Annotated in this window: 25 protein-coding genes; 13 read left to right on the forward strand and 12 right to left on the reverse strand. The window is 61.6% G+C overall.

From position 1 onward, the window contains the following. The first annotated feature begins 183 nt into the window (after positions 1-183). From fabD to ASE94_RS14470, 8 genes are all read left to right on the forward strand, one after another. Positions 184-1,134, forward strand: a complete 951-nt coding sequence (fabD, locus tag ASE94_RS14435) for an ACP S-malonyltransferase (RefSeq protein ID WP_062630984.1) — start codon at positions 184-186, stop codon at positions 1,132-1,134. A gap of 30 nt (positions 1,135-1,164) precedes the next feature. After that, complete coding sequence (gene fabG, locus ASE94_RS14440; protein ID WP_061907154.1) at positions 1,165-1,902, forward strand: 3-oxoacyl-[acyl-carrier-protein] reductase; 738 nt, start codon at positions 1,165-1,167, stop codon at positions 1,900-1,902. Between the two features lie 227 nt (positions 1,903-2,129). Beyond that, positions 2,130-2,366 carry an acyl carrier protein gene (locus tag ASE94_RS14445; protein WP_035083768.1) on the forward strand — a complete coding sequence of 79 codons (237 nt, stop codon included), beginning with the start codon at positions 2,130-2,132 and terminating at the stop codon, positions 2,364-2,366. 27 nt (positions 2,367-2,393) lie between these two features. Beyond that, positions 2,394-3,656, forward strand: coding sequence for a beta-ketoacyl-ACP synthase II (gene fabF / locus ASE94_RS14450; protein WP_062631356.1), 1,263 nt, complete (start codon positions 2,394-2,396; stop codon positions 3,654-3,656). 147 nt (positions 3,657-3,803) lie between these two features. Continuing rightward, positions 3,804-4,922 (forward strand): endolytic transglycosylase MltG, encoded by a 1,119-nt coding sequence (gene mltG, locus ASE94_RS14455; RefSeq protein WP_061907153.1) that lies wholly within the window; start codon positions 3,804-3,806, stop codon positions 4,920-4,922. Beyond that, on the forward strand, positions 4,919-5,803 hold the full coding sequence (locus ASE94_RS14460; protein WP_244484050.1) for a YicC/YloC family endoribonuclease: 885 nt from the start codon (positions 4,919-4,921) through the stop codon (positions 5,801-5,803). The genes mltG and ASE94_RS14460 overlap by 4 nt, the downstream gene beginning before the upstream one ends. A gap of 10 nt (positions 5,804-5,813) precedes the next feature. Then, on the forward strand, positions 5,814-6,452 hold the full coding sequence (gene gmk, locus ASE94_RS14465; protein WP_061907152.1) for a guanylate kinase: 639 nt from the start codon (positions 5,814-5,816) through the stop codon (positions 6,450-6,452). A 2-nt stretch (positions 6,453-6,454) separates the two neighbouring features. Beyond that, complete coding sequence (locus tag ASE94_RS14470; RefSeq protein ID WP_062630986.1) at positions 6,455-7,687, forward strand: MFS transporter; 1,233 nt, start codon at positions 6,455-6,457, stop codon at positions 7,685-7,687. Positions 7,688-7,753: 66 nt separating this feature from the next. Here the strand turns inward: ASE94_RS14470 and ASE94_RS14475 are convergent, their stop codons facing one another. The 7 genes from ASE94_RS14475 to ASE94_RS14505 form a co-directional block, all read right to left on the reverse strand. Continuing rightward, on the reverse strand, positions 7,754-8,392 hold the full coding sequence (locus ASE94_RS14475; RefSeq protein WP_062630987.1) for an outer membrane beta-barrel protein: 639 nt from the start codon (positions 8,390-8,392) through the stop codon (positions 7,754-7,756). Positions 8,393-8,477: 85 nt separating this feature from the next. Continuing rightward, the gene (rsmA, locus tag ASE94_RS14480; protein ID WP_062630988.1) at positions 8,478-9,323 is read right to left on the reverse strand and encodes a 16S rRNA (adenine(1518)-N(6)/adenine(1519)-N(6))-dimethyltransferase RsmA; all 846 of its coding nucleotides are present in this window, start codon (positions 9,321-9,323) and stop codon (positions 8,478-8,480) included. Next, entirely contained in the window at positions 9,320-10,318 is a 999-nt protein-coding gene (gene pdxA, locus ASE94_RS14485) for a 4-hydroxythreonine-4-phosphate dehydrogenase PdxA (RefSeq protein ID WP_062631357.1), read from the reverse strand. The genes rsmA and pdxA overlap by 4 nt, the downstream gene beginning before the upstream one ends. Before the next feature lie 89 nt (positions 10,319-10,407). Beyond that, the gene (locus tag ASE94_RS14490) at positions 10,408-11,304 is read right to left on the reverse strand and encodes a SurA N-terminal domain-containing protein (RefSeq protein ID WP_162236099.1); all 897 of its coding nucleotides are present in this window, start codon (positions 11,302-11,304) and stop codon (positions 10,408-10,410) included. A gap of 96 nt (positions 11,305-11,400) precedes the next feature. After that, a complete protein-coding gene (lptD, locus tag ASE94_RS14495) occupies positions 11,401-13,659 on the reverse strand; it encodes an LPS assembly protein LptD (protein ID WP_062630990.1) in 2,259 nt (752 codons plus the stop codon). A gap of 29 nt (positions 13,660-13,688) precedes the next feature. Beyond that, a complete protein-coding gene (locus ASE94_RS14500) occupies positions 13,689-14,756 on the reverse strand; it encodes an LptF/LptG family permease (protein ID WP_062630991.1) in 1,068 nt (355 codons plus the stop codon). After that, positions 14,753-15,823, reverse strand: a complete 1,071-nt coding sequence (locus ASE94_RS14505; RefSeq protein ID WP_062630992.1) for an LptF/LptG family permease — start codon at positions 15,821-15,823, stop codon at positions 14,753-14,755. Before ASE94_RS14505 ends, ASE94_RS14500 begins: the two co-directional genes overlap by 4 nt. A 237-nt stretch (positions 15,824-16,060) precedes the next feature. Here ASE94_RS14505 and ASE94_RS14510 point away from each other — a divergent pair, with 237 nt between their 5' ends. After that, on the forward strand, positions 16,061-16,510 hold the full coding sequence (locus ASE94_RS14510) for a DNA polymerase III subunit chi (protein WP_061907144.1): 450 nt from the start codon (positions 16,061-16,063) through the stop codon (positions 16,508-16,510). Next, positions 16,507-17,124: a YitT family protein gene (locus tag ASE94_RS14515; RefSeq protein ID WP_062630993.1), complete on the forward strand. Its 618-nt coding sequence runs from the start codon at positions 16,507-16,509 to the stop codon at positions 17,122-17,124. Before ASE94_RS14510 ends, ASE94_RS14515 begins: the two co-directional genes overlap by 4 nt. 134 nt (positions 17,125-17,258) lie before the next feature. Here the strand turns inward: ASE94_RS14515 and ASE94_RS14520 are convergent, their stop codons facing one another. The 3 genes from ASE94_RS14520 to ASE94_RS14530 all read right to left on the reverse strand — a co-directional run bounded on the left by ASE94_RS14520 (position 17,259) and on the right by ASE94_RS14530 (position 20,487). Next, a complete protein-coding gene (locus ASE94_RS14520) occupies positions 17,259-18,110 on the reverse strand; it encodes a DUF4344 domain-containing metallopeptidase (protein ID WP_062630994.1) in 852 nt (283 codons plus the stop codon). 80 nt (positions 18,111-18,190) lie between these two features. Next, positions 18,191-18,619 carry a cupin domain-containing protein gene (locus ASE94_RS14525; protein ID WP_062630995.1) on the reverse strand — a complete coding sequence of 143 codons (429 nt, stop codon included), beginning with the start codon at positions 18,617-18,619 and terminating at the stop codon, positions 18,191-18,193. Further along, entirely contained in the window at positions 18,616-20,487 is a 1,872-nt protein-coding gene (locus ASE94_RS14530; RefSeq protein WP_062630996.1) for an ABC-F family ATP-binding cassette domain-containing protein, read from the reverse strand. Before ASE94_RS14530 ends, ASE94_RS14525 begins: the two co-directional genes overlap by 4 nt. 214 nt (positions 20,488-20,701) lie before the next feature. On the opposite strand from ASE94_RS14530, the gene ASE94_RS14535 reads away from it, so the two are divergent. The 3 genes from ASE94_RS14535 to ASE94_RS14545 all read left to right on the forward strand — a co-directional run bounded on the left by ASE94_RS14535 (position 20,702) and on the right by ASE94_RS14545 (position 24,036). Then, entirely contained in the window at positions 20,702-21,082 is a 381-nt protein-coding gene (locus ASE94_RS14535; protein ID WP_062630997.1) for a hypothetical protein, read from the forward strand. A 208-nt stretch (positions 21,083-21,290) separates the two neighbouring features. Further along, positions 21,291-21,713, forward strand: a complete 423-nt coding sequence (ndk, locus tag ASE94_RS14540; RefSeq protein ID WP_061907138.1) for a nucleoside-diphosphate kinase — start codon at positions 21,291-21,293, stop codon at positions 21,711-21,713. A gap of 418 nt (positions 21,714-22,131) precedes the next feature. Further along, positions 22,132-24,036 carry a DEAD/DEAH box helicase gene (locus ASE94_RS14545; RefSeq protein WP_062630998.1) on the forward strand — a complete coding sequence of 635 codons (1,905 nt, stop codon included), beginning with the start codon at positions 22,132-22,134 and terminating at the stop codon, positions 24,034-24,036. 67 nt (positions 24,037-24,103) lie between these two features. On the opposite strand, the gene ASE94_RS14550 is transcribed toward ASE94_RS14545, so the two are convergent. Beyond that, on the reverse strand, positions 24,104-25,318 hold the full coding sequence (locus tag ASE94_RS14550; protein ID WP_062630999.1) for an MFS transporter: 1,215 nt from the start codon (positions 25,316-25,318) through the stop codon (positions 24,104-24,106). 76 nt (positions 25,319-25,394) lie between these two features. Further along, a complete protein-coding gene (locus ASE94_RS14555) occupies positions 25,395-26,009 on the reverse strand; it encodes a MarR family winged helix-turn-helix transcriptional regulator (RefSeq protein WP_162236100.1) in 615 nt (204 codons plus the stop codon). Positions 26,010-26,113: the final 104 nt, after the last annotated feature.

The following is a 26,113-nucleotide window of genomic DNA, read 5'->3' on the forward strand; positions in this document are numbered from 1 at the left end:
TTCCTAGCAGCCATAAATTTGAGAAACGCGACAGAACGAATACGTGCGGATCCTGATCCGCTAAATGGCACAGAGATCACGCTTGGCCGCAATTCTCCCGCAAAAGTCCTTAAGAGAGATTGCTTGACTCAGCTAAATACACTCGGCAAACGCCACGCACTGTTCCGCAACCCCGGAGACAACATGTCCAGCATCGCTTTCACCTTCCCCGGCCAGGGTAGCCAGGCCGTAGGCATGGGCAAGGAATTGGCCGAGACCTTTCCCGAAGCCCGTGCCGTCTTTGACGAGGTGGACGCCGCTCTGGGTGAAAAGCTGTCCCAGATCATGTTCGAAGGTCCCGAGGATGTTCTGCGTCTGACCGAAAACGCTCAGCCGGCATTGATGGCGTCGAGCATTGCTGTCCTCCGCGTTCTCGAAACGCGCGGCCTCAGCTTGGCCAAGACCGCAAAATTCGTCGCTGGCCATTCGCTCGGCGAGTATTCTGCCCTATGCGCCGCCGGCACATTCTCGCTCTCCGATACAGCCCGACTGCTGCGCACACGCGGCCAGGCCATGCAGAAGGCCGTTCCCGTCGGTCACGGCGCCATGGCTGCGCTTCTCGGGCTTGATCTCGACGCCGCCCGCGCCGTTGCCGAAGAAGCCGCGCAGGGTGAAGTCTGCCAGGTTGCCAATGACAATGCACCGGGCCAGGTCGTCGTCTCCGGCGCCGTCTCCGCAGTGGAACGCGCTTTGGAGATTGCCAAGGGCAAAGGCGCCAAGCGCGCTCTGCTGCTGCCCGTCAGCGCCCCCTTCCATTGCTCGCTCATGCAGCCCGCTGCCGATGCCATGGCCGCTGCGCTCGCCGAAGTCGAGATGAAGACGCCGGTCGTGCCGCTTGTTGCCAATGTGCTCGCCGCTCCCATTTCCGACCCCGCCGAAATCCGCCAGCGCCTCGTTGAGCAGGTCACCGGCGTCGTCCGCTGGACCGAAACCGTCACCTGGCTTGCCGGCGAGGGTGGTGTCACCCAGCTGGTCGAACTCGGCACCGGCAAGGTTCTTTCGGGCCTTGCCAAGCGCATCGCGCCCGATGTTGCGACCCAGTCGATCTCCGGGGCCGCCGATATCGACGCCTTCCTGACTGCCGTCACCGTTTGAACCCGAGACCGCTGGACCTGAGGAATAAAAATGTTCGATTTGACCGGTAAGCGCGCTCTTGTCACTGGCGCCAGTGGCGGCATTGGCCGCGAGATCGCCAAGGCGCTGGCAGCAGCAGGCGCCACTGTGGCCCTCTCGGGCACCCGTGTGGGCGCCCTTGAAGATACTGCCAAGGAAATCGGCAAGGAATGCCCGATACTGCCCTGCAATCTCTCCAAGCTCGACGACGTCGATAAGCTCGTCCCCGCCGCGGAAGCGGCCATGGGTGGCCTCGATATCCTCGTCAACAATGCCGGCATGACGCGCGACAATCTCTTCATGCGCATGAAGGATGAAGAGTGGGACGAGGTGATCGCAGTCAATCTCACCGCCGCCTTCCACCTCAATCGCGCGGTCCTACGCGGAATGATGAAGCAGCGCTGGGGCCGCATCATCGGCGTTTCCTCCGTCGTCGGCGTCATGGGCAATCCGGGGCAGGGGAACTACGCTGCCTCAAAAGCTGGCCTCATCGGCATGAACAAGGCGCTCGCCCACGAAGTCGCCAGCCGCAATATCACGGTCAATTCCATCGCCCCTGGCTTCATCTCATCGGCCATGACCGATGAGCTCAACGACAAGCAGCGCGAGACGATTTTGTCGACCATTCCGGCCAATCGCCTGGGCAGCGCCCAGGAAGTTGCCGCTTGCGCGGTATTTCTTGCCAGCGACGCTGCCGGCTACATCACGGGTCACACGCTGAACGTCAACGGCGGCATGGCGATGATCTAAATCCTGGTTTCAAGGGGCCAAAACCCTTGGAAACCAAGGTTCACGCGGCTGGCAAAGCGAAATGAAACGTGTTACTCGCCGCCGCGTTAACTCTTGCCGGTTCCCTTGCGAGCGCCTGAAAGGCCGCTTACACTGAGCCCCGGCAAGTCAAAACCGAGCTTGCTGAATTGGCCTAGCGCCAATAAGAAGCGAAACGAAACGTCGATTTCTAAAAAGGGAAGTCAAATATGAGCGATGTCGCTGATCGGGTCCGCAAGATCGTTGTGGAACACCTCAATGTGGACGCCGAGAAGGTCGTTGAAAAGGCCAGCTTCATCGACGATCTGGGCGCTGACTCGCTCGATCAGGTCGAGCTGGTGATGGCTTTCGAAGAAGAATTCTCGGTCGAGATCCCGGATGACGCTGCTGAGTCGATCCAGACCTTCGGCGACGCTGTCTCCTTCCTGACCAAGGCCACCAGCTAAGCTGGCCGGGCAGGGTTAGACATGGAACTGCGTCGAGTCGTCGTCACCGGAATGGGGCTTGTCACGCCCCTTGGTTGCGGAGTTGAGGCCACCTGGGCCAATATTATCGCAGGCAAGAGTGGAGCCAAGCGTATCGACGACTTCCAGGTCGATGATATCGCCTGCCAAATCGCCCATCGGCTGCCCCTCGGGGATTATGCCGAGGGCAAATACAATCCCGACGAGTGGATGGAAACCAAGGAACAGCGCAAGGTCGACGATTTCATCGTCTACGCCATGGCCGCTGCCACCCAGGCCATCCAGGATGCGGGTGTGGAACCCAAGACCCAGGAAGAGCAGGAGCGCTCCGGCGTCCTGATCGGCTCGGGTATCGGCGGCATCGGTGGCATCTATGATGCCTCCGTTACGCTGCACGAAAAGGGCCCGCGCCGCATCAGCCCCTTCTTCATTCCCGGCCGTCTGATCAACCTGGCCTCGGGCCATGTCTCGATCCGTTTCGGCCTCAAGGGTCCGAACCATTCCGTCGTTACCGCCTGCTCGACCGGTGCGCATGCCATCGGCGATGCGGCCCGCCTGATCGCGTTCGGCGATGCCGATGTGATGGTGGCAGGTGGCGCGGAAAGCTGCGTCAATCGTTTGTCGCTCGCCGGCTTCGCTGCAGCCCGCGCGCTCTCGACCGGCTTTAACGACAATCCAACCGCTGCGTCGCGCCCCTATGATCGGGATCGTGATGGCTTCGTCATGGGCGAAGGCGCCGGCATCGTCGTGCTCGAAGACTATGAGCGCGCCAAGGCTCGCGGCGCCAAGATCTATGGCGAAATCATCGGTTATGGCCTTTCCGGCGATGCCTACCACATCACGGCGCCCGCGCCGGATGGCGATGGTGGCTTCCGCGCCATGAGCGCTGCCGTCAAGCGCGCCGGTATCTCGGCCTCCGAGATCGACTATATCAACGCCCACGGCACCTCGACGCCACTCGGCGACGAAATCGAACTCGGCGCCGTTACCCGCGTTCTCGGCGACGCTGCCGAAGGTCGCGTCATGAGCTCGACCAAGTCGGCCATCGGGCACCTCCTGGGTGCCGCAGGCTCGGTCGAAGCCATTTTCTGCCTTCTCGCCATGCGCGATGGCATCGCACCGCCGACCCTCAACCTCGATAATCCTTCCGTCGAAACGCCGATCAACCTTGTTCCCAAGGTGGCGCTCAAGAAGGAAATCAACGTGGCGCTCTCCAACAGCTTCGGCTTTGGCGGCACCAATGCCACGCTGGTGATGCGCAAGGTCGCCTGATTTTTTCGCATGCAAGGGGGGCACGTTGCCAGAGCAGGCAACGTGCCCCCCTTGTTTTTATTCAAATCCATTGCAAACAATGCCGCCGCTTCGCCACGGTGTGGCGACACGATGATTTGCCCACTGGCCGAAAGGTGATTCCCGACGATGAACGAACGACGTAAACGCCGCCGCCGCTCGTCCAATGGTCTTGTCGATGTGCTCAACGCGCTCCTGACCTTGCTTGTCATCGGCCTCGTCGTCGTTGGTGGCGGTTTCCTCTTCGTTGCCTCGCAATATTATGGCGATGGTCCCCTGCCTGAAGATCGCGTCTTCCGCGTCGAAACCGGCAATGCGCTCTCGACCACGGCCAGCCGTCTCGAAGAGCAGGGCTTTATCTCCAATTCGCTGATTTTCAGCCAGTTCGGCAGCCGGGTTGCCGATAAGACGACGGTCAAGGCCGGCGATTTCACCATTCCCGCGCGCGCCAGCATGTCCGATATTCTGAACGAACTGACGACCGGCACGCCGATCCGCTACGCCGTCACCATTCCCGAAGGCTGGACCTCCTGGCAGGTCGTGCAGCGCGTCAATGCCGATGATCGCCTCACCGGTACCATTGATACCCTGCCGCCCGAAGGCTCGATCCTCCCCGGCAGCTACGATTACCTCCCCGGCGACACGCGTCAGTCGGTCGTTGATCGCATGCAGGCGGCCATGACCAAGGCGCTCAACGAAGTCTGGGAAGCGCGCGAACCGGATCTACCGCTCGAATCGCCCGCGCAGATGCTGATTCTTGCCTCCATCGTCGAACGCGAAACCGGCGTCGCCGAGGAGCGCCCGCAGGTTGCCGCCGTCTTCGTCAATCGCTTGCGCGAAGGCATGCGCCTGCAGTCCGATCCGACCATCATCTACGGCATCACCCTCGGCCAATCGACGCTCGATCGCGGTCTGCGCCGCTCGGAAATCGATAAGGCAACGCCCTATAATACCTATCAGATCGATGGCCTCCCACCGACGCCGATCGCCAATCCCGGCATCGAGGCCCTTGAGGCTGTCGCTCACCCCGACGACCACAATTACCTCTACTTCGTCGCCAAGGGCGCTTCGCCGCGCGATGGTCACGTTTTTGCCGAAACCTATGCCGAGCATCAGCAAAACGTCGCCCGTTATCGCGAGATCGAGGCTGCCGCCGATCGCGATGCGGAAGCCGCCCGCAAGGCTTTGGAGGCTGAGGAAGCCGAACAAGCCCCGGAAACGCCTGCTGCTGAGGGCGCAAGTCAGTGACTTCGCGCCTTGCGAGCATGACCGGCTATGCCCGGTCCGAGGCCGCATTCGGCTCCACGCGGCTCCGCGTCGAACTCAAATCCGTCAATGGACGCGGTCTCGATATCCGCTCGCGCCTCGCGCCCGGTCTCGACGCGTTCGATATTCCGCTACGCCAACTCCTCAGCCAGTCCTTGTCCCGCGGCTCCGTCAATCTCGCCATAAGCTTTGATCGCCAGGGCACGTCGGGCGCCGTCTCCGTCAATCAGGCTGCGCTTGAAACCGTTCTTGCTGCCATAGACAGTCTCGCCCATCGCGTCGATGCCCAGCGCCCAACTCTCGATGGCATCCTGTCGCTGCCCGGCGTACTCGCCGTCGAAGAGAGCAGGGGCCTCGACGAAGAGGGGCTTGAGCCCGTCCTCATGGCGGCTGTCCGCGAAGCGATTGCCGGCCTCATCAAATCCCGCCTCGACGAAGGCGCGCGCATCGCCCAAATCCTTGTTGCCCAGGTCGATGCCATCGCCGCGCTGGTCGATCAGGCCGATGCTCATCCCGCCCGCTCGCGTGACGTCATCGCTGCTCGCCTCAGCCAGCAGGTCCAGTCGCTCCGCCAGGAGGCGGACATTTCGCCCGAGCGTCTCGCTCAGGAAGCTCTCGTCCTCGCCACCAAGGCCGATATCCAGGAAGAGATCGACCGTCTTCGCGCTCACATCGCTGGCGCCCGGGCGCTGCTTGCGACCGCTGGTGCGGTCGGCCGCCGCCTCGATTTCCTCGCTCAGGAATTCAACCGCGAGGCCAATACCCTTTGTTCGAAATCGAACGCCGTGGAACTGACCGCCATCGGCCTTGACCTCAAGGCGGCGATCGATCAACTACGCGAGCAAGTCCAAAACATCGAATAGAGTGCCTGTCATGGATTTTCAGCGCCGCGGCGTCATGCTTGTCCTCGCCTCGCCTTCAGGCGCCGGAAAGTCATCGATCTCCCGCGCCCTCTTTGGCGCCGATCCCAATATCAAGCTCTCGGTCTCGGTCACGACCCGCGCCCGCCGCACGGACGAGATCGACGGCAAGCACTACCACTTCATCGATGTGCCGACCTTCGAGCAGATGCGCCGCGATGATGGCCTCCTCGAATCCGCCGAAGTCCACGGCAATTTCTACGGCACTCCGCGCGCCCGCGTCGAAGAACAGCTCTCCGCCGGCAACGATATCCTCTTCGATATCGACTATCAGGGCACGCTGCAGCTCTATGAAAAGTGCCGCGCCGATATGGTGACGGTCTTCATCCTGCCGCCCTCGATCAAGGAATTGCGCGCCCGCCTCGAACGCCGCGCGCAGGACAGCGTCGGCACCATCGACAAGCGCCTCAAGAACGCGCGCCGTGAGATGGATCATTACAACGAGTACGACTACGTCCTCGTCAATGAAGACCTCGAACTTTCCGTCGCCCGCGTCCGCGCCATCCTCGCGTCGGCCCGTCTCGATCGCAAGCGTCAGAGCGATCTCGATAGTTTCGTGCGCGATCTGCAAAACCAGATCGGCCCGGCCTGATCATGCCGCCCGTGCCCGGCATTCGTCGCGGCACGCCCGAATTCCTCCGCGCCAATATCGCCTTCTTCCTCTCGGCCTTCTCCGTTTTCGCCTCGCTCTATTCGGTGCAGCCTCTGCTGCCCATGTTCGCCCAATATTGGGTCCGTGACGCCGGCACTGCCTCGCTCGCCCTCTCGGTCACCACGGCCACCATGGCCGTGGCGCTCATCCCCGCAAGCTTCCTCTCGGATCGCCTCGGCCGCCGTCGCCTCATGGTCGGCGCCCTGACCGTCACAGCACTTCTCGGACTGCTACTGCCCCTCGCGCAGACCTGGTGGCAGCTCATCGCCCTCCGCACCGCCATGGGCCTCTCCCTCGCCGGTATCCCAGCCGTCGCCATGGTCTACCTGTCTGAGGAAATGGACGCCGACGGCCTCGGCTTCTCTATGGGGCTCTACATCGGCGGCACCGCCATAGGCGGCATGGCCGGCCGCGTCATCTCCGGCATCCTGTCCGATCTTCTCGGCTGGCGCCTCGGCACCGGCATCCTCGCCGCCCTCATTATGGCCGCGGTCCTCGCCGTAATCATCCTGTTGCCACAGCCCCGCCGCTCCGTCCGTGACCCCATCCGCCTGCCCGAACTCTGGCGCCGCTGCCGCGCCAGCTTTTCTGACGCCGCGCTTCCCTGGCTTTTCGCCAGCTCTTTCCTCCTCATGGGCGCCTTCGTCACGCTCTATAACTATGCCGGCTTTCGTCTGGCCCTGCCGCCCTTCCTCCTTAGCCATTCGGCCATCGCTGCCATTTTTCTCGTCTATTTGTTGGGCAGTCTCAGTTCCACCTGGGCCGGTGGCCTCTCCCAGCGCCTCGGCCGTCGCAAGGTCTTCTGGGCGCTCGTTACACTGATGGGCTCTGGCATGGCGCTCACAGCCTTCGACAGCACCGTCATCACAATCCTGGGTCTCGCCATCGCCACCATGGGCTTCTTTGCCGCCCATGGCGTCGCTAGCGCCTGGGTCACCCGCCGCGCCCGCACCGGCAAGGCTCAAGCCTCCGCCCTCTATCTCGTCGCTTATTATCTCGGTGCCTCATCGCTTGGCACGCTCGGCGGCTACGCCTGGACCGCCTGGAACTGGCCCGGCGTCCTCCTCGTCTGCGGCACGGCAACCGTCCTGGCTTTGCTCGTCGCCATCCGGCTCGCCTTCATCCCGCCGCTCCTAGAACCAGAACAACCGGCGCAAGCGCCTTTGGCGCAGTAAGCCCCAAAAGCGAAACGCCCACCCAAGCGAAGGGCAGGCGTTTTGTACTGTCGGAGCGAAAAACGCTCAGAAGTGCCAGTTCACGCCGGCAGTCACCTGATGGGTCGCAAATTTCCAATCGGTGAGGCCATAGGTGCGCGCCGCATAGTCGGAATAGCGATAGGAAAGATCGATCCCGATAGTGTCGGTCGCCTTGACCTCGACGCCCGCGCCCACGGTCCAGCCATAGTGCGCGTTCGAGGCAACGACATCGCCCGTGATTGCCGTCAGCTTGCCACCAGCAATCGCCAGACCGCCCGTCACGTAAGGCATGAAGGCGCCCGCATCATAGCCAACCTTACCGCGGACGCTGCCAAACCAGTTCAGGTCGAACGCGCTGGGTGGGGCGAAAAAGTCCGGATCGGTAGCATTTGACCAGGCGATATCGCCGACGACGCCGATCACGACGCCATTCTCGAGCGTGAAATTGGTACCGGCATTAACGCCCAAAAGCGCACCGTTGAGATCGAACGTAGTCGGCGAGGTGACAGTGCCGCGTTCATATCCGCCGAAGACACCGACAAATGGGCCGTCCCAGTTCCCGACCTGAAGACCGTAATTTACATCCGGTATCGGCATTTCGGTGACGAAATCGGCCGCGAGGGCGAACGACGAACTGCCAGCAGCGAACAGGGCTGCTGCAAAAGCTGCGGTGTGACGATTCATTCAAACTACCCTCAAATATGGTGAGGGAAATCTGAACGAACATGGTTAATGCTGTCTTACGGGATAGTCTAACGTGATCGTGTGCCTAGCTTCTCAGCCCCGGCAAAGCACGCGCCATGGCCAAAAATGCACTGATCGGCAAATCCTCGGCCCGCTCATCGCCCTTGAGCTCAGCCGCCGCCAGCAGCCCCTCCACCGGCACGCCCAGCGACTTCAGCGATTGCCGCACCATCTTCCGCCGCTGTCCGAACGCCGCCTTGGTCACCTGCTCGACATGGCGAACTGGCAAGCCTTCTTCGACGGGCTTTGGCATCAGATGCACCACAGCCGATGTAACATTCGGCGGCGGCACGAAGGCCTGCTTCCCGACATTAAACGCGATCCGCGCCTCGCTCCGCCACCCGGCCAAAACCCCGAGCCTGCCATAGGGATCTTCACTCGGCTTGGCGCAGATGCGTTCCGCGACTTCCCGCTGAAACATCAGCGTCATGCTCTCGAAGAACGGCGGCCACGGCTCCATGGTCAGCCAGCCAGTAAGAAGCTGCGTGCCGATATTATAGGGCAGGTTGGCGATGATCCGCGTCGGCCCATCGGCCAGCGTGCGATAGTCGATTTCCATCGCATCGCCCGCGATCACCGTCAGCCGGCCGGGATAAGCCTCCGAAATTTCCGCCAACGCTGGCAGCGCCCGCGCATCCCGCTCGATGGCGATCACTTCGCGCGCACCTTCGGCCAGCAGCGCCCGTGTCAGCCCGCCAGGTCCCGGCCCAACCTCGATCACACGCACGCCCTCGAGCGAACCACCTACGCGGGCAATGCGCGCCGTCAGGTTGAGGTCGAACAAAAAGTTCTGCCCCAACTCTTTCTTGGCGCGCAGGCCATGGGTGGCAATGACGTCGCGCAGCGGCGGAAGATTGTCGATCTGGCTCATCGGGTCCTGGTCGTCATGTGTTCCGCCATGGCTATGGCCGCCAAAAAGCTTGATGTCGAGGCCTTTCCGGTCCCGGCGAGGTCGAATGCCGTGCCATGGTCGGGGGATGTCCGCACGATCGGCAGGCCCAGCGTCACATTGACCCCGGCATCGAACGCCACGGTCTTGATCGGGATCAGTGCCTGATCATGATACATGGCGAGCACGGCATCATATTGCCGCCAGTGCCTTGGGAAAAACAGCGTATCGCCGGGCAGGGGACCTACGACATCAAGGCCTTCCCCCCGAGCGGCGTCCAGCGCCGGAATGATCGTCTCGATTTCCTCGCGCCCAATCGCCCCGCCTTCGCCCGCATGCGGATTGAGCCCCGACACAGCAACCCGTGGCCGCGCAATCCCGAACCGTGCCCGAAGGTCCCGATCCATCACGCGTAGCGTCTCAAGGATCAACTCGACCGAGATCAGCCCCGGCACATCCTTGATCGGCACGTGAATGGTCAGCGGCACCGTCCGCAAATCCTCATGCGCCAGCATCATCACCGGCAGCGGCTCGACGCCATTTTCCGCACAAAGCGCCGCCAAGAATTCGGTATGCCCCGGATGCCGGAACCCCGCCTCATAAAGCGCGCCTTTGTGAATTGGCGCCGTCACAATTCCGCTGCAGGCTGCCACTTTGACCGCCGCCACCGCCTGCTCGATCGCTGCAATCACCACAGGCGCCGCGGCGCCATGCGGCTTGCCCGGCTGGTCCGGCACATCGCCGAGGATATCCGTCACAGGGAGCGCAGTCGCAAACACATCCTCTGCGTCACCTGGCGTCGCAGCAACAACCTCGACCTCAAGCCCCAGCCGCCGCGCCCGCGCCTTGAGAAACTCCGTATGCCCGAAAACCACAAACGGCTTCAGTCCCAGCGCCTCCCGCTGCGCATAAAGCGTCAAGATGATATCGGGCCCGATCCCGGCGGGTTCACCCATGCTGATCGCTAGCGGTGCCATGCTTGCCCCCAAAGCAAAACGGAGGCGCATCGGTAAGGATGCGGCTCCGCAAAGTGGTTGTCACTGCGGCAAACGCCGCGCCTGAAAACTCAGTTATAGATGATCTTGGCTTCCTGGCGGAGGCGCGCGAGATAGGCGTCGGCTTCCTTCTGCATGGTCTCGCCGCCAACTTCGTTGCGCAGCTCGTCCTTGACGAAGGTCAGGTCTTCGGCCTGGCTCTTTTCGCAGATCGCCAGCATCGACACGCCCGTTTCGACCACGCGTGGCTTGGTGATCCCGCCGACATTCATGCCAGCCAGTTCCTTGGCCATGGCTTCGGGCATTTGCGTCGCATGGCGGCGGCCGATATCGACCACGGCTGCATCGGTATAGCCGAGCGAAAGCTGAACGGCGCTATCGCAGCCGGCAAAACTCGAACGGAACTTGTTCGCCTGCGCCGTGCGCCCGCTGGCGCCCTGACCGACAAAGATGATCTCTTTGAGGATATAGTCGAACTTCTGGTAGTCCGCGACCTGCGATGCCGCGCGTTGGTCGAGCTCCAGATCCGAAATCTGTACATTCGGCACCACGGCCTGCTGACCCACAGCGTTCCAGGCGATCGAAGCGCGCAGACGATCGCGCAGCGTTTCCTGGCTGACGCCACCCTGCGCCAGCACCTGGTTCAGCTTGTCCTGGCTCATCTTAAGGTTACGCGCAATCTGGAGGAAAGCCTCGTCGATCTGCGCATTCGACACGTCGATGCCGAGCTTTTTCGCTTCGCTCATCTGGATGGCTTCGGTAATGAGCTGATCGGTTGCGCCCTTGCGCCCGCCCTGATTGCCTTCCATGCGGAAAAGCCGAGAACGCTGGTCGACCTGCACGTCGGTAATGGTGATGCCATTGACGGTCACGACGGTCGCCGCAAAGCTGGGCATGACCGATGCCGCGGTCACCGCGAGGCCAAGAAACAGGGCGCCGGTGGCGCGTCGCAGAAATGCAAAGGTCATCGTCAGGTCCGCGTTTAAATTGAGCCGCATCAATGCGACCCTAAACTTGCCCTGTCAATTGACCAAAAATTGCGGCCAAAATCCGGGCGGAAAAGATCAGAACGACGGGACGGGCACCGCGCCGCTGTAACCAAGGTTGAGCCCCGCCGGCGCCTTGATGGCAAAGGTCGCCAGTACGCTGGTCGAATTGGGCGATGTATGGGTCGGCCCGTTGCGCGCCGCATTGGCGCCAAAGGTCAGGTAACCATCGTCATAGACCACGCCGCCGCTCACCTGCAGCCAGCTATTGGCGCCGATATCCCAGGCCGCGCCACTCCGGATGCTCCAGTAATCGGCCACCGGCACTGTCAGAGAGCCGACGATTTCGTGCTGGTCGCGCACTTGCCCGAGACCCAGATTGGCTTCGATGAAACGATAGTCGAGCGTCGCGCCATAGCCTTCATTGCTGTAACTCGCGCCAAGGCTCGCCCGCGCCAAGGTCCAGGCGCTGGTATCGACCTGCGCCTTGCCGCCCACGACCAGCCCCGGCATGAAAGAGCCATAGGCTCCGAGCACGCCATAAGAGGCCGCCGTATCGAGCCCGCTGCCGACCGCAGTGTTCGCCTGATCAGGCGCGGTAAACGCGTTCACCCCAGCCAGATGGAAAGACTGTCCACCGACGAGTTCGAGATAGCTGCCGCCATCGAAATTGGCCTGATATCGCCCGCCGACATTGAGCCGCAGCCCCGTTTCCTGCCGGTCATATCCCGAGAAGCGATTGTAGCTGAAGAGGTTGGTGTCGTCGAAAACGAAGCTCTGCGCATCGTCATTGGTGATGCCGACCCGCGTCGTGTCCGAGCCGCGATAGACCAATTGCGCAATTGGCTCGACGATATGCGTCACTTCCGCCTGCCGCGCAATCAGCGGATAGCGCACATCCATGGCCGCGATCGGCGTCGCGCTGAAAAGGCTCGTCTCGCCCGGCAAGAGCGCGCTGCGCCCATCATAATAGGAAAAATCGGTTCGCCCGCCGAAATAGGGCGTGAAGACCAGCCCGCCGGCCCCGATGAACTGCTTCTGCCAGCTCGCTTGCACCATGGCATGGGTCTTTGCGCCCTGATAGCCATATCGTGCGCCGACCGCCGCGAGCGGCGAATCCGCCTGCCGCGTGACATTGCGCAAATGCCCTTCGACGGTGACGCGACCCATATCGTCGGCCAGGTCGATTGTCTTTTCAAACCGCGCCACCGGCAGGTTCGCGCCCTGCTGATCCTGGCTCGCTTGGGTCACATTGCCGAGCTGGTTGAACTGCTGCGCGCGAATATCGAAATAGGTGTCCCGGTTCACATGCGTCGCATAGACCTGGTTCACCGAAGACTTGGCCGCAGTCAGCGCATAGTCGCTGAGATAATTGGCATCAGTAAAGGCCGTATAGGACCAGCCCGCTTCCCATTCCTCGATCGGGGTAAAAACCCCCGACGTCTGCACGGCACCGCGCCACTCGATATTGCCGACTTCGCCGGCATAAGCGCCTGGATCACCCTGGCGCAGACCCGTGGCCTTGATCTGGAACGAGCCATTGTCGAACCGCTGCACCCATTCGGCGCCCAGCAACAGGCCCTGCCGCGAAAAGTAGCGCGGGCTGAGGATCACATCGGTCCACTTGCTGGAATAGGCCGTCACATCGACGCCGATCCCAAACCCTGTCTGGTCATCAAAACTGAAAACCGGCTTCGGTGCATTGTCGAGAACTGTGCCGCTCAGATCCGGCAGCCAGAGGTACGGCAGCCACAAAACCGGAACGCCCAGCAGCGCTAGGCTCGGTTGCTCCAGCGTCACCGAATTGTCTTCGGCGTTCTGAACGATCCGCGTGGCCTTGACCGACCAGCCGATCCGGCGGCCCTTGTCGTCGATACACTCCCCGCAGGGTGCATAAGCGGCATTGGTCAGGATCGTTTCGACGGCCGAATTATAGTCGGCGCTGTCAGCCGTAATGCGCGATCCGTCATAGGAGGTGATTGTCAGCGCATTCAAAAATTCCGCTCGCAGCCCGCCAGTAATGTCGAGATCGGTCGTCTCCATCACGTTTCCGGATGGATCGGTCACCGTCACTGCGCCCAGCATGATCACCTTGTTGGTGCCGCGGTCATAGGTAAGGGTGTCGCCGGTGACGATATAGCCGCTCGATTTCAGGATCACATTGCCCGAAGCGGTGACGGTGTTTTTGGCGATATCAAATGTCAGCGTCGCGGCCTCGACGCCCGTCGGTGCCGCCGGATCGACCGGAGCGTTGAAGAAATCTGTCGGTACGAGATTCTGCGCCAGCGCGGGCAGGGTGAAAACGCAAAGCGACGCGCCGAGCAAAACGGCACGCATAAAACCCGCGCTCTGTCCCCCGTTCTGCTTCACGTTCGTCCGTCTTCCTTGTGCAGCAGCACTGTTACACCAATCACGATGGCGACCAGAGCCGGGCCGACTGCTGCGAACGTGGGGTCGAGAACGCCTGTCGAACCAGCGCGGTCGGCCATCTCGGTAATCACGAACACAACAAATCCGAGCACGATGCCATAAAGGACCGCTGGACCTAGACTAGTGTCCCTTCGATAACCTGCGGTAAACGCAAAGGCAATGAACAGCGAACCGCAAAGCACAAGTGGCAGCGAGAGCAGCTTGAAGAGCCGCATTGTCGCCGCCGCCCGCACCAAGGGATCGGCCACGCCGGTCTGCAAAAGCTCGGCCAGATCGAAAAAAGTCATGTCTTCCGTTGATGCCAGCTTGAGGCTGATTTCCTGCGGCGTGGAATCGGTCGGCACCTGATAATCATAGAGCACGCGCGGCGGCGCTTCCGGCGTTCTGGCCGTCGCCTGCGGCATGCGCCAGTGTCCGCTCTCGAGAATCGCTGTCGGCGCTTCGAGCCGCGGAATGCCATCGCCCGAACGGAACAGGGTCACATCGGTCAGTTCCGTGCCGCCCGGCGACATTGATCGCGCCAAAAGCACATAGCGCTGCCCATCGCCTTCCTGTTCGATCCAGATTTCCCCCGGCGGCGTCAGGAGCGCGGCTTGGCCCGGCGGGGTCGGGTAGAGGCCACGATTGATCTCTGTGCTCGCCGTTTCTGCCCCAAGCGCAATGACAAAGCTGATCAGCACCATGGCAATCGTCGGCGCCCGCACCGCGCGCCAGATCGAAATGCCGCTCGCCTTGATGACCGTCAGCTCATGCCGCGCCTTGAGATCGGCGAGCCCGAGGATGGCACCCATCAAGACCGTCACTGGCAAGGTCTTGATGGTCCAGCGCACCGCGCTCATCGCCACCATGACCATGGCCATGAATGTCCCGGCCTGCTCGGAAACCACGGTGAACCGCCACGCATCGAGCGATTCGACGAGCGCGATCAGCCCATAGAAAATGAAAACCGTCGCGCCGATGCGGCTCCCCAGCCGCTTGAGCACCAGCCAATCGATCCGCGTCATGCGTTCACCATGGGAATCGGTCGGCGCGGCCAGAGCCGGACTGTTAGTACGGCGGCGGAGAGGAGGATAAGCAGCACCGATCCCGTACCGATGCCGAGCGGGCTGTACGTCCCAACCCCACGCTCGGCAAAGCCGACCAGCAAGACGATAGCCTCGAGCGGCAGCGGAATGCGTGCGCGCTTTCCACTCGGAAATGCACCCAGCGCCAGCGTGAACAGCCCCAGCGCAATCACCCGCAGGGCTTCGGCCGAGCGATCCAGCAATCGCTGCACGACCTCGGGCTCGGCAAACCCATTTCCCATCGCTTGGCTTAGAAGATCAAAACTGTCGCGTTCACCGAGATTGTCTCCGCCCGCGATCGGTTGGGCGAGGCTATCGACGCTCACGTCATAGCGGCTGAACCGCACTTCGGAATAGCGCCCGTCATCCTCTAGATATTGCAGCACGCCATTGCGCAATTCGAGCACGTAGTTCTGCCCATCGCTCGAAACCCGCGCGCTCTCGGCGATATAGGTCCGGCGCGATTCCGGCGTCCGGCGATCATCGGCAAAGAAGTCGACGATTTCCCCGCCCGGCTGTCGCCCGCCAATAAGCAGGATCACGCCCGGCGTCACCTGCGTAAACCGTCCCGGCCGCAGCGTCGAACTCACGAGATCGGCCGCGACTTCCGCCGTCAAATCGGCAAATTTCCGGTTCGCCATCGGCTCGATAACATGGGCCAGTAGCAGTACCACCGCCACCGCACCGCCCATTACCAACACCGCCGCGCGCCAGATCCCGCTGGTACCGCGCGTTGCGTGGATAATGTGGAGTTCCCGGCTGAGCCCGATGGCATTGAGCGCCCGGATCATCCCGATCCCGACGCAGATATAGAAGAAGGCCAGCAGCAGCGGCGGCATCGTATAAAGCGCCTGCACGGCAAGCGTGCCAAAGCCCTGGCCCTTGATGGAAACCAGCTCAAACTGCCTGAGGCAATTGACCAGCCAAAGCAGGAGGCACACGATTCCCGTCAGAATCAGCGCGTCCGTCGCAAAGAGGCGGGCGAGATAGGTCGTCAGGCGTCTCATGCCGTCAGGCTGTCATCCTTCTGCGTCGCAACCATGGCCGGCGACCCAAAGCATGTCTCCCGAAAGTGAGTACCGGTTTCGGGACAAAGACATGCGCTAAAACAAAGAGCTTTTCGCACCATGGTGCAAAGCTGGATTCGTCGCAATTGCTCTGCGCGCGCAAAGCCTTGTTCTTGCAAACCTGTTGCCCGCTTGCCGCTCCTAGCGCTTCGGCCATCGGCCAGCTAGGGTGAAAACATGGCCGAAGTCCTCTTCTATCATCTCGAAGTCCGCCCCCTCGAATCCGTGCTGCCGCAGCTTCTCGAAAAGACGCTCGAGCGCGGCTGGCGCGCCGTGGTCGAAACCGGCAGCCGCGACCGCGCCGAAGCGCTCGATGCCATGCTCTGGATCTATCGCGACGATTCTTTCCTGCCCCATGGCCTTGGCGGCGAAGAAACTGACGCCCATCAACCCATCCTTCTGACAGACGATCCCGCCGCCAATCCCAATGAGGCTGTGGTCCGCTTCTTCGTCGATCGCGCCGTGCCGCAATCCGCCGATGGCTACAAACGCATCGTCTATATGTTCTCCGGCCACGATCCCGACGCCGTCGCCGAAGCCCGCAACGCCTGGCGCACGCTCCGGAACGGCAACGAGGTCACCTATTGGCAGCAGGAAGCCGACGGCCGCTGGGTGAAAAAGGCATGACGCCGGACCTTGCGACCCCCAGCCGCCACACGCTGCCCGAAGACCTCTTCGCCATGCTGATCGGCACCATGCTGGTCTCGCTCGGCATCGCCTTTTATTCCGAAGTCCAACTGACCACAGGCAGCAGCGCCGGCCTCGCGCTGCTCATCCAATATGTCACCGGCATTCCCTTTGGCGTGCTGTTCTTCTGCATCAACCTGCCGTTCTATGTCCTCGCGTTCCTGCGTATGGGCTGGCCCTTCGCCGTCAAGACGATCCTTTGCGTGGCGCTAGTGTCCTTGTTCACGAGCCAAATTCCGGGCTGGATCGGCATCGACCAGATCCATCCGCTCTTTGCCGCGCTCGTCGGCGGTGGCCTCATCGGCCTCGGCATTCTCTCGCTCTTCCGACATAAGGCGAGCGTGGGCGGCATCAATATTCTCGCCCTCTATCTGCAGGATAATTTCGGTATCCGCGCCGGTTATTTCCAGCTCGGCGTCGACGCCTGCATCCTCCTCGCCGCCTTCTTCATCCTGCCTTTGGAGAGCGTGCTCTATTCCGTCCTGGGCGCGCTGGTCCTCAACCTCATCATTGCCCTCAACCACAAGCCCGGTCGCTATGTGGGTTTTAGTTAGACTGAAAGACATCATCGCCACCGAATGTCACCCCGGCGAAGGCCGGGGCCCATCCTGAGACCCCAAGATGGATCCCCGCCTGCGCGGGGATGACGCGCGAGGTCAACTCAGTCGAAAGCGCGATACTACGCTCTTCAATCCCCGCTCTTGACCTTCCCGGCGCCCGATTTTGGCGGCCCGTCCGGCTCCGGCAGTTCCGCCGCATAAAGCTCCATGAAATCCTTCATCAGCTCGTAGCAGAAGATGATTTCGGTCGTGTCCGGATCGTAAAACGCGTTGGCCTCGCCACAGCGCTTGGCATTGAAGCGCACCGGCCGGCGGATGTTGTAGCTCTTGCGCAGGTTAGCCGCGACCTTATCGAACACCCCACTCGAGCGGAACGCGTCGGCCGCCAGCCGCAGCTTCCCCCCGGCATCGTGATAGGTCACGTTGACCGTGGTGCCCTCGTCATTTTCCGCCACATGCTCGGAGAGCACGCTCCTCAGGCTCCGATCAACAAGGTCGAAATCCCAAAAGCAACTGTCCTGCCGGTCGCGGCCGATGGCATATTGATTGGCAATGGGCCGGAAGGAGGTATCGTCACTCCCCACCATCATGCAGACGATCTGATAGGCACGCTGCTTATCAAGGCTATGCGCTGCCGCAAAATCCTCTTCATATTTGCCGCTATTATAGGCCGCCCCCGTCAGCAGCCATCCCTCGGCCGCGTCCTCCAGCGCTTTGTTGGCCTCAGGGGTGTGCTCGTTGAGCAGCGTCCAGGTCGCCATATTGTCTGCCGCGTCTTCCTCGCGCCCCAGCACCGGCAGGCTGAGCTGGTCGATCAGCAGATGCCCCACCTCATGATAGAGCACAAAGAGGCTGTTATTGGCGGCAAAGCCAATCATATCGTTGCGCTGCTGCTTGGTAATCCCCGTCAGATCCTGCGCCATGGCAGGCGGCGCGAGGAGTGACAGGACGAGGGAAACAGCAACCGCAAAACGCCGCATGAACTGCCTGCAGATCCAGTGAAATCGGCGCCAGCAGATGCCAATCGGGCAGACCTGTCAACGCATTGGGTGGTCCCAGGTTAACGACCCGGATGCCAGTCGGGCAGCGCCAGTTCGAACCCGGAAAACTCAAAGCCGGGCGCGACGGTGCAGCCCACCAGTGTCCAATCCCCCAGCGTTTTGGCCGCTTGCCACACATCGCGCGGCACCACGACCTGAGGCCTTTGCCCCGCTGCGAGGTCCGATCCCAACACATGCGGATCGGTCGTCACCCCGTCGGAAAGCTGCAATTCGAGTGCAGCTCCGGCGTAATAATGCCACACCTCGATCGCGTCGACCTTGTGCCAATGCGAGCGGTCGCCAGCTTCGAGCAGATAATAGATCGCCGTCGATTGCGCACGGCCGCTTTCACCGCCCACATCGACAAAAGTCTGGGCATACCAGCCGCCTTCGGGGTGCCGCTCCATCTCGAGCGTAAAGATGACATCCTGCGCCGTCAGCTTGCTCATGCGCGCTCCGCGTCCTCCAGCTCGGCGCTGAGCGCCAGCCATTGCTCTTCGGTGGTTTCGAGATCAGCGCCAAAGCGCGCCTTGTCCTTGCCGAGCGCGATCACGCGATCGGCCGCCCCGTTGTAAACTTTGGGGTCGGCGAGTTGGCTCTCGATTTTGGCAATTTCCACCTTCAAACGGGAAATCTTGGTTTCCGCATCCTTAATCGAGGATTTGAGCGGCGCCAGTTCCGCGCGACGTGCTGCAGCCTCCTGCTTGGATAGCTTTCGCGCCCCCGTGCCGCCCGGGCCTGAGGATTTGCCTTCCTTGCCCGAGGTAATGCTGCGCTGGTAGCTGTCGAGGTCTTCGTCCAGCTCCTTGATCGTGCCGCCTTCGGCAATCCAGAGCGTATCGCAGGTCGCCTCGATCAAATGGCGATCGTGGCTGATGATCAGCACAGCGCCCTCATAATCATTGAGCGCATGCACCAGCGCATCGCGGCTATCGATGTCGAGGTGGTTGGTCGGTTCGTCGAGGATCATCATCCCCGGCCCGCCAAAAGTGATGAGACCCATGAGGAGACGCGCGCGCTCGCCACCCGAAAGGTTCTTCGCCTTGGTGTCCATGCGCGATTTGGTTAGCCCCATTTGGCTCAACCGGCTCCGGCGCTTGGCTTCGGTGTCGGTCGGCATCATGTCGACCACATGCTCGAAGGGCGTCCATTCGGGCCTGAGCTTATCCATCTGGTGCTGCGCAAAGTGCGCGATTTCGAGCTTCTTGCCCTTCCGCAATTGTCCAGCCATCGGCTCGATATCGCCGGCCAAAAGTTTGGCAAAAGTCGATTTGCCGTTGCCATTGACGCCGATCAGCGCGATCCGGTCATCGGGATCGATGCGCATATTGATATTGCGCAAAATGGTCTTGTCGCCATAGCCGGCCGAAACGCCATCGAGCGTCAACATCGGCGTCGCCGCCTCGGCTTTGGGCTGCTGGAATTTGAACGGCGCCGAGAATTCATCGAACAAAGCCGCCGGTGGCTTGAGCTTTTCGATCATCTTCATGCGCGATTGCGCCTGCTTGGCCTTGGTGGCCTTCGCCTTGAAGCGATCGACGAACTTTTGCAGATGCGCCACTTGGTCCAGCGCCTTGTCGCGGCTCTTGTTATGGAGCTCCATCTGCATCCGGCGCGTGCTCTCGAACGTGTCGTAATTGCCCTTGTAGAAGGTCAGTTTCCGATGCTCGAGATGCACGATCGAATTGACCGACTTGTTGAGAAGGTCACGATCGTGGCTGATCATGAAGACGGTATAGGGATAGGTGGCAAGGTACTTTTCGAGCCATAACGTACCCTCGAGATCGAGGTAGTTGGTCGGTTCGTCGAGCAGCAACAGGTCGGGCTGGCTGAACAACACCGCTGCCAGCGCCACACGCATGCGCCACCCGCCCGAAAGCTCCCGCGTCGGCCCGTTTTGCCGATCCTGCTCGAACCCGAGCCCCTTCAGAATGGATGAAGCCCGCGCATCGGCCGAATAGGCATCGATATCGGCCAGCCGCGTATAGACTTCCGCGATCCGGTCCGGGTCCGTCGCGGTTTCCGCTTCCGCGAGCAGCGCCGTGCGCTCCTTGTCGGCCGCCAGCACCACGTCGAGCACGCTCTCGTCCCCGGCCGGCGCTTCCTGCGCCACCCCGCCGATCCGCGCCTTCTTGTTCAGTTCGATACTACCGGCATCAAGATTGATATGGCCCTGGATCAGGTGAAACAGCGTCGTCTTGCCGGTGCCATTCTTGCCCACAAAGCCGGTCTTCGAGCCCGTCGGAATGACCACCGATGCGTCCTCGAACAGCTCCCGGCCCTCGATGCGATAGGTAATATTGGTGATGTTCAGCATGGCGGGGAGATATCGATCCGAAATTGGAAAAGGCGCAGGCCAGACCCCAGGATAGGGCAGGGGACGGCAGCAAAGTATCTGGCTGCTGGATAAAGTCCCGATCCGGCCAACGCAACCGGCTTGCGTCCCGCCGCGACATTCTGTCGGCACATTTCATGCATCTTATCGCGCTTTAGGACATTCCTGCATCACTTCGAGCCAGAAAGGACGCCCCATGTTAGACGCCCGTATCGCCCTCGCCCTTGTTGCATCCATCGGCCTTGCCGCCCCAGCTTTTGCGCAACAGACCGGCAAGACCCTCGACGATCTTGATGCCACTCGCATCAATCCAAATCAGATCACCATTGATTTCGACTATGATGGCAGCGCCTGCGAACAGGTCGGCCCCGCCGAAATCGGCGACCTCTTCGATGGCACGCTCGCCGTGACCTTCCCGACGATCTCGACCGCCGAAGTTTGCACCCAGCAGATCCAGGAAATCGAAGTCGAACAGACCATCCAGGCCGAAAACATCATCTCACGCATCGACGTCACCCTGACCGCCCCCGATGGCTCCGTCATCGCCACCGGCACAACAGACGTCGACCACGACTGAACTCTTTTCACGCCCGCCACCGGCCGTCATCCCGGCCTTGAGCCGGGATCCATCTTGGGATCTCAGGATGGGCCCCGGCCTCCGCCGGGGTGACATCGTTAATCCTCCCGGCACCATAGCAAGGCGACAAATGCCCCGTCTTGCCTCCGTCAAACTCTCCCGCTAAAAGGCGCGACCTTTCCCACGCAAATGCAGGATCTTCTCCGCCATGGCGATTGAACGCACCTTCTCCATCATCAAGCCCGATGCCGTCCGTCGTAACCTCATCGGCAAGATCGTGACCAAGTTCGAAGAAGCCGGTCTCCGCCCGATCGCATTCAAGAAGATCCACATGACGCGCGCTCAGGCCGAAGGCTTCTACGCGGTCCACAAGGAACGCCCCTTCTTCGGCGAACTCGTCGAGCAGATGATTGCTTCGCCAGTCGTCGTTCAGGTCCTCGAAGGCGAAGGCGCCATTCTCAAGAACCGCGAAATCATGGGCGCAACCAACCCAGCCAACGCTGCTGAAGGCACCATCCGCAAGGAATTCGCTCTTTCCGTCGGCGAAAACTCGGTCCACGGCTCCGACGCTCCGGAAACCGCTGCCGAAGAAATCAAGTACTTCTTCAAGGACGAAGAGCTGGTTGGGTAAGTTGCGACGGCTGGCTTTAGCCAGCCGGCCAATCGCTCCGGTGGAGCGATTTGAGCAACTTACGCCCTGAGCCCCGCGAAGGGCTGGTTGCCGCCTCTTCCTTTCACCTCTCCCTCTCGGGGAGAGGTGGCCCGGCGCAGCCGGGTCGGTGAGGGGGTCTCGCCCCAAGCCATGCGATCGGCCGGTGCCCCTCATGCACCGGCTAGCCTTGCGCTTCCGAGGCCCAATCTCTAAAAGCCCATTATCGAGGCCGTCTCGCGAGGCGGCCTTTTCCTATTCCGTGATGCGATCCACCTCGCGCCACGGTTCCGCTCCCGCCAAAGCGGGAACCCAAAAATTGTCAGCCGTTTCGAACGGGAATGTTCCACTTGCACTTGAGGAACGACCGCTCTTTGGCTGCTTGTCTTGAAAGCCAAAGATGGCCCTGCCTGAAACGATTTTCGCCCCGATCGCCGCAACCCTTGCGGCCAAGGGCTATGAGAACCTCACCCCCGTCCAGTCCGCCGTCATCGAAGACGAGGCCGAAGGCCGCGATCTCCTGGTTTCCGCCCAGACCGGCTCGGGCAAAACCGTTGCCTTCGGCATGGCGATCGCGCCGACCCTTCTCGATGGCGCCGAAGTCCTCCCGCGCGCCGAACTGCCCCGTGGCCTCGTCATCGCCCCGACGCGCGAACTGGCCATGCAGGTGCAACGCGAGCTTGAATGGCTCTATGCCCAGATGGGGGCCCGCATCGTCTCCTGTGTCGGCGGCATGGATGCCCGCACTGAGCGTCGCGCGCTTCAGCATGGCGCCCACATCGTCGTCGGCACGCCGGGCCGTCTTCGCGATCACATCACCCGCGGCGCCCTCGATATGTCCTCGCTCCGCGCCGTCGTTCTCGACGAAGCCGACGAAATGCTTGACCTCGGCTTCCGCGAAGACCTCGAATTCATTCTCGCCGCCGCCCCCGAAGAACGCCGCACGCTGCTGTTCTCGGCGACGGTCGCCAAGCCCATCGCCAAGCTGGCCGAAACCTTCCAGCGCAATGCTCTGCGGATCACCGCCACCTCGTCCGGCGAGCAGCATGCCGATATCGACTACAAGCTCATGGTCGTACCGGCCGACGAGCGCGAAAACGCCGTCATCAACACGCTCCTTTGGTACGAAAGCACCAACACGATCGTCTTCGCTTCGACCCGCGAAGCAGTGAAGCACCTCTCGGCCCGCCTCCACAATCGCGGCTTCGATGTCGTGACGCTCTCCGGCGAACTGACCCAGGCCGAGCGCACCAACGCGCTCCAGGCCATGCGCGATGGCCGCGCCCGCATTTGCGTTGCGACCGACGTTGCCGCGCGCGGCATCGATCTCCCTAATCTCGATCTCGTCATCCATGCCGAACTGCCGATGAATGCCGAAACCCTGTTGCACCGTTCGGGCCGCACCGGCCGGGCAGGGCGCCAAGGCACCTGCGTCGTCATTTCTCCCGCCCATCGCAAGCGGGTCGCGCAATCGATCCTCCGCACCGCGAAAATCGAGGCTGAACTCACCGCACCGCCGACCGCCGAGTCCATCGATGCGCGCTATCGCGAGTCGATCCTGACCAACACGCTCCTCAGTGACCCGATCACCGAAGACGAGCAGGTCAGTGTTACCGGATTGTTAACGAAATGGGCGCCGGAAGCCCTGGCTGCAGCCTATCTCCGCATGCAGTTGGCCGCCCGTCCGATCCCCGAAGACGTCTCATCTATCCCCGTCACCGATTTCGACAAGCGCGAGCCGCGCACGCGCGAATCTTTCGCCGGCGGTAGCTGGTTCAAGGTCACGGTCGGCCGCAAGCAGCGCGCCGAGCCACGTTGGCTCCTGCCCATGATCTGCAAGGCCGGTGGCGTCACCAAGTCGGCCGTGGGCTCGATCCGTATCTTCGATACCGAAACCATTTTCGAAGTCGCCGCCGATAAGGTCGATAGCTTCATCAAGAGCGTCGGAAAGAACGGCACCGGCGAAAAGGGTGTCTATATCTCGGCGGTCGATGGCCCCGGCGAACGTTCGGAACGCCCGCAATCCAAGCGCCGCCCGCCCGGCCCACCGGTTGCCTACGATCCCGCCGCTCCCCGCCCGGAAAAAGCCGACCGCAAGCAGCGTTACGGCTCGTCCAACCTCCGCGCCGACGATTTTGCCCCGGCCACGGAAAGCGCCCCAAAGCCGCGCAAGCCCAAGGAAGCCAAGCCCTTCGACAAGAACAAGGGCAAGCCAAAGTGGTCCAAGCCCACGCTCGAAGGCGACGCCCAGCCGCCCAAGCGCCCCAAGGTCAAGGACCACAAAAAGGTCCGCGCTCAGGACTAACCCTCAAGCCCATCGCCTATCTATCCCCGCCTCCGGGCGGGGATTTATTCTTTCAGTCAAAAACAGCCTATGCGGCTTCAACTGGTCTTGGCGTGCCAAGCCGGGACAAATTGCCGAAAGCCATGATCGCAGCACCCAGTAGCGACACGATTGCCCCCACCATCAGCGCGAAGCGATAGTCTCCCCCGGTTGTGAGAAGGCCAAATGCCGTCGCGCCGAGCAGATTGGCTGCGATAGCCACGACATCCATCAGCGACGTCGATAGCCCCACCCGGCCTTTGATCGCGTCTTGGACATAGGCGATATTGACGCTCATCAGGGCCGCGGTCCCGAGGCCGTTGAGGATCAATAGCCAATAGAGCGCTGAAATCTCGGTCAAAATACTGACCATGCCGATAAACACCGCCATCACCACGCCCGCCAAGGCGAGCAGCGTTTCCTTGGTCAGCTGGGTCGTGAGATAGGCCAGCAGCAACATGCACGGCGCCTCGACTGCCGCGGTTATCCCGGCATAAAACCCGACGTCGCCCACCGATCCGCCGAGATCGCTGACGATGAAAAGTGCAATCGTAAACGTCAGAATGCGCATGGCCGCCGTCATCACGATCAGCCCGACAAGGCCGGCAAGCGTTCCAAACGGCAGAGCAAAGGTCGAGAGCAGTGATGCACCCTCGGCGCGCTTCGGCGCATTGATCTGAACCGCTGTCGCCTCATTGGTCATCAGCGCCGCAAAGATCAGCGCAATCGCCCCGTAGCTCAGTGACGAGGCGAGATAGACGTAGAAAATGCTGAATTGGCCGGCGACCCAACCGGCCACTGGCGGCACCACGATCCAGGCCAGCGTGAACACCGTCCGCAGCGCCGTGACCATAAAGTCCGCCCGCTTCGGATCGCGCGTCACGTAGAAGACGCGGATATAGCCAAAGCACTGCCCATAACAGGCGCCCGCCAGAGGCATGATCAGGCCCATGGCAACGGCAAAGCTCCACTGCGCTGGAAACGCGTAGATCAATCCATGCGCCAAAACGCCTGCCGCTGCGGTGATCAAAACCAGCAGCCTTCGATCGCGCAATTTGTCCGAGAGAAAGCCGAGCCCGAGCGAAACAAACGTCCCGAGCACCGCGCCGAGGCTCATGATTGAGGCGAACCAGCCCGGCGTCAGCCCCAGCGTGTCGACGCCAACCAGCGACGCATAGGGCATGGTCGCGGCATAGGTCACGCCTGAAAAGAACATGTTCAATCCAAGCAATGCCGTCACCGGCACATGCGAAGTCCCCGCCATCTCATCCTCCCCCGAGAAGGGAAAGACGTAACGTGGCTAGCCGAAAACGTCCATTAAATCGTTTTCATGAAGCCCATTACACATTTTCGGATTGCGTGACATCTTCAGCGATTGTCTCGGCAATCGCCGCAATCTCTGCGCTATGCTTTTCGGTTGCGGGCTCGATCCTGTCCATCCAGCTGCCGAACCGCTTGAGCAGCGGCACGAAGGCATCCACCTCCGCCTTCTCCCAGCTCCCCAAAAAGTCGCCCATGATTAGATATTTGTAGGCGCGCACCGCATCGACCACGGCCTTGCCCTTCGGCGTCAGTTCGATGATCGTCCGCCGCGCATCCGCTTGGCTGACCGCCCGCCGGGCAAATCTCTCGTCCACCATATCGCCGACAAGCCGGCTCGCCCGCGACGGATCGATATTGAGCCGCTCGGCCACAGTCGCGACCATCGTCTCACCCGACGCCTCGTTATCGAACTCGGAGGAGGGGCCGTCGATGGCAAACAGCACGTCGAGTTGCGCCAGGTCGATGCCGATCCGCAGATCCACAAGGGCTCGGTTCCCCAGTTCGCGCTTCATCGCGCGGCGCCGCCATTTCTGCATCAATGCGTCGATATCCATAACCGCCTCCGCGGTGTCATGGGCGATGCCGGCCTTTAGCAGCAGGGCGTTCAATTCGGTCTTGGCGCTCAGAGGCATGGCAGCTTCCATAAAATCGCATGCTTAAGTCAATTGCATGCTATTGACATGTAATTGCTTGAGGCACATGTATGCTTTCAAATATCGTTTCGCAAGGGCCGGCT

It is taken from the genome of Devosia sp. Leaf64, from assembly GCF_001421945.1.
Lineage (GTDB): Bacteria > Pseudomonadota > Alphaproteobacteria > Rhizobiales > Devosiaceae > Devosia.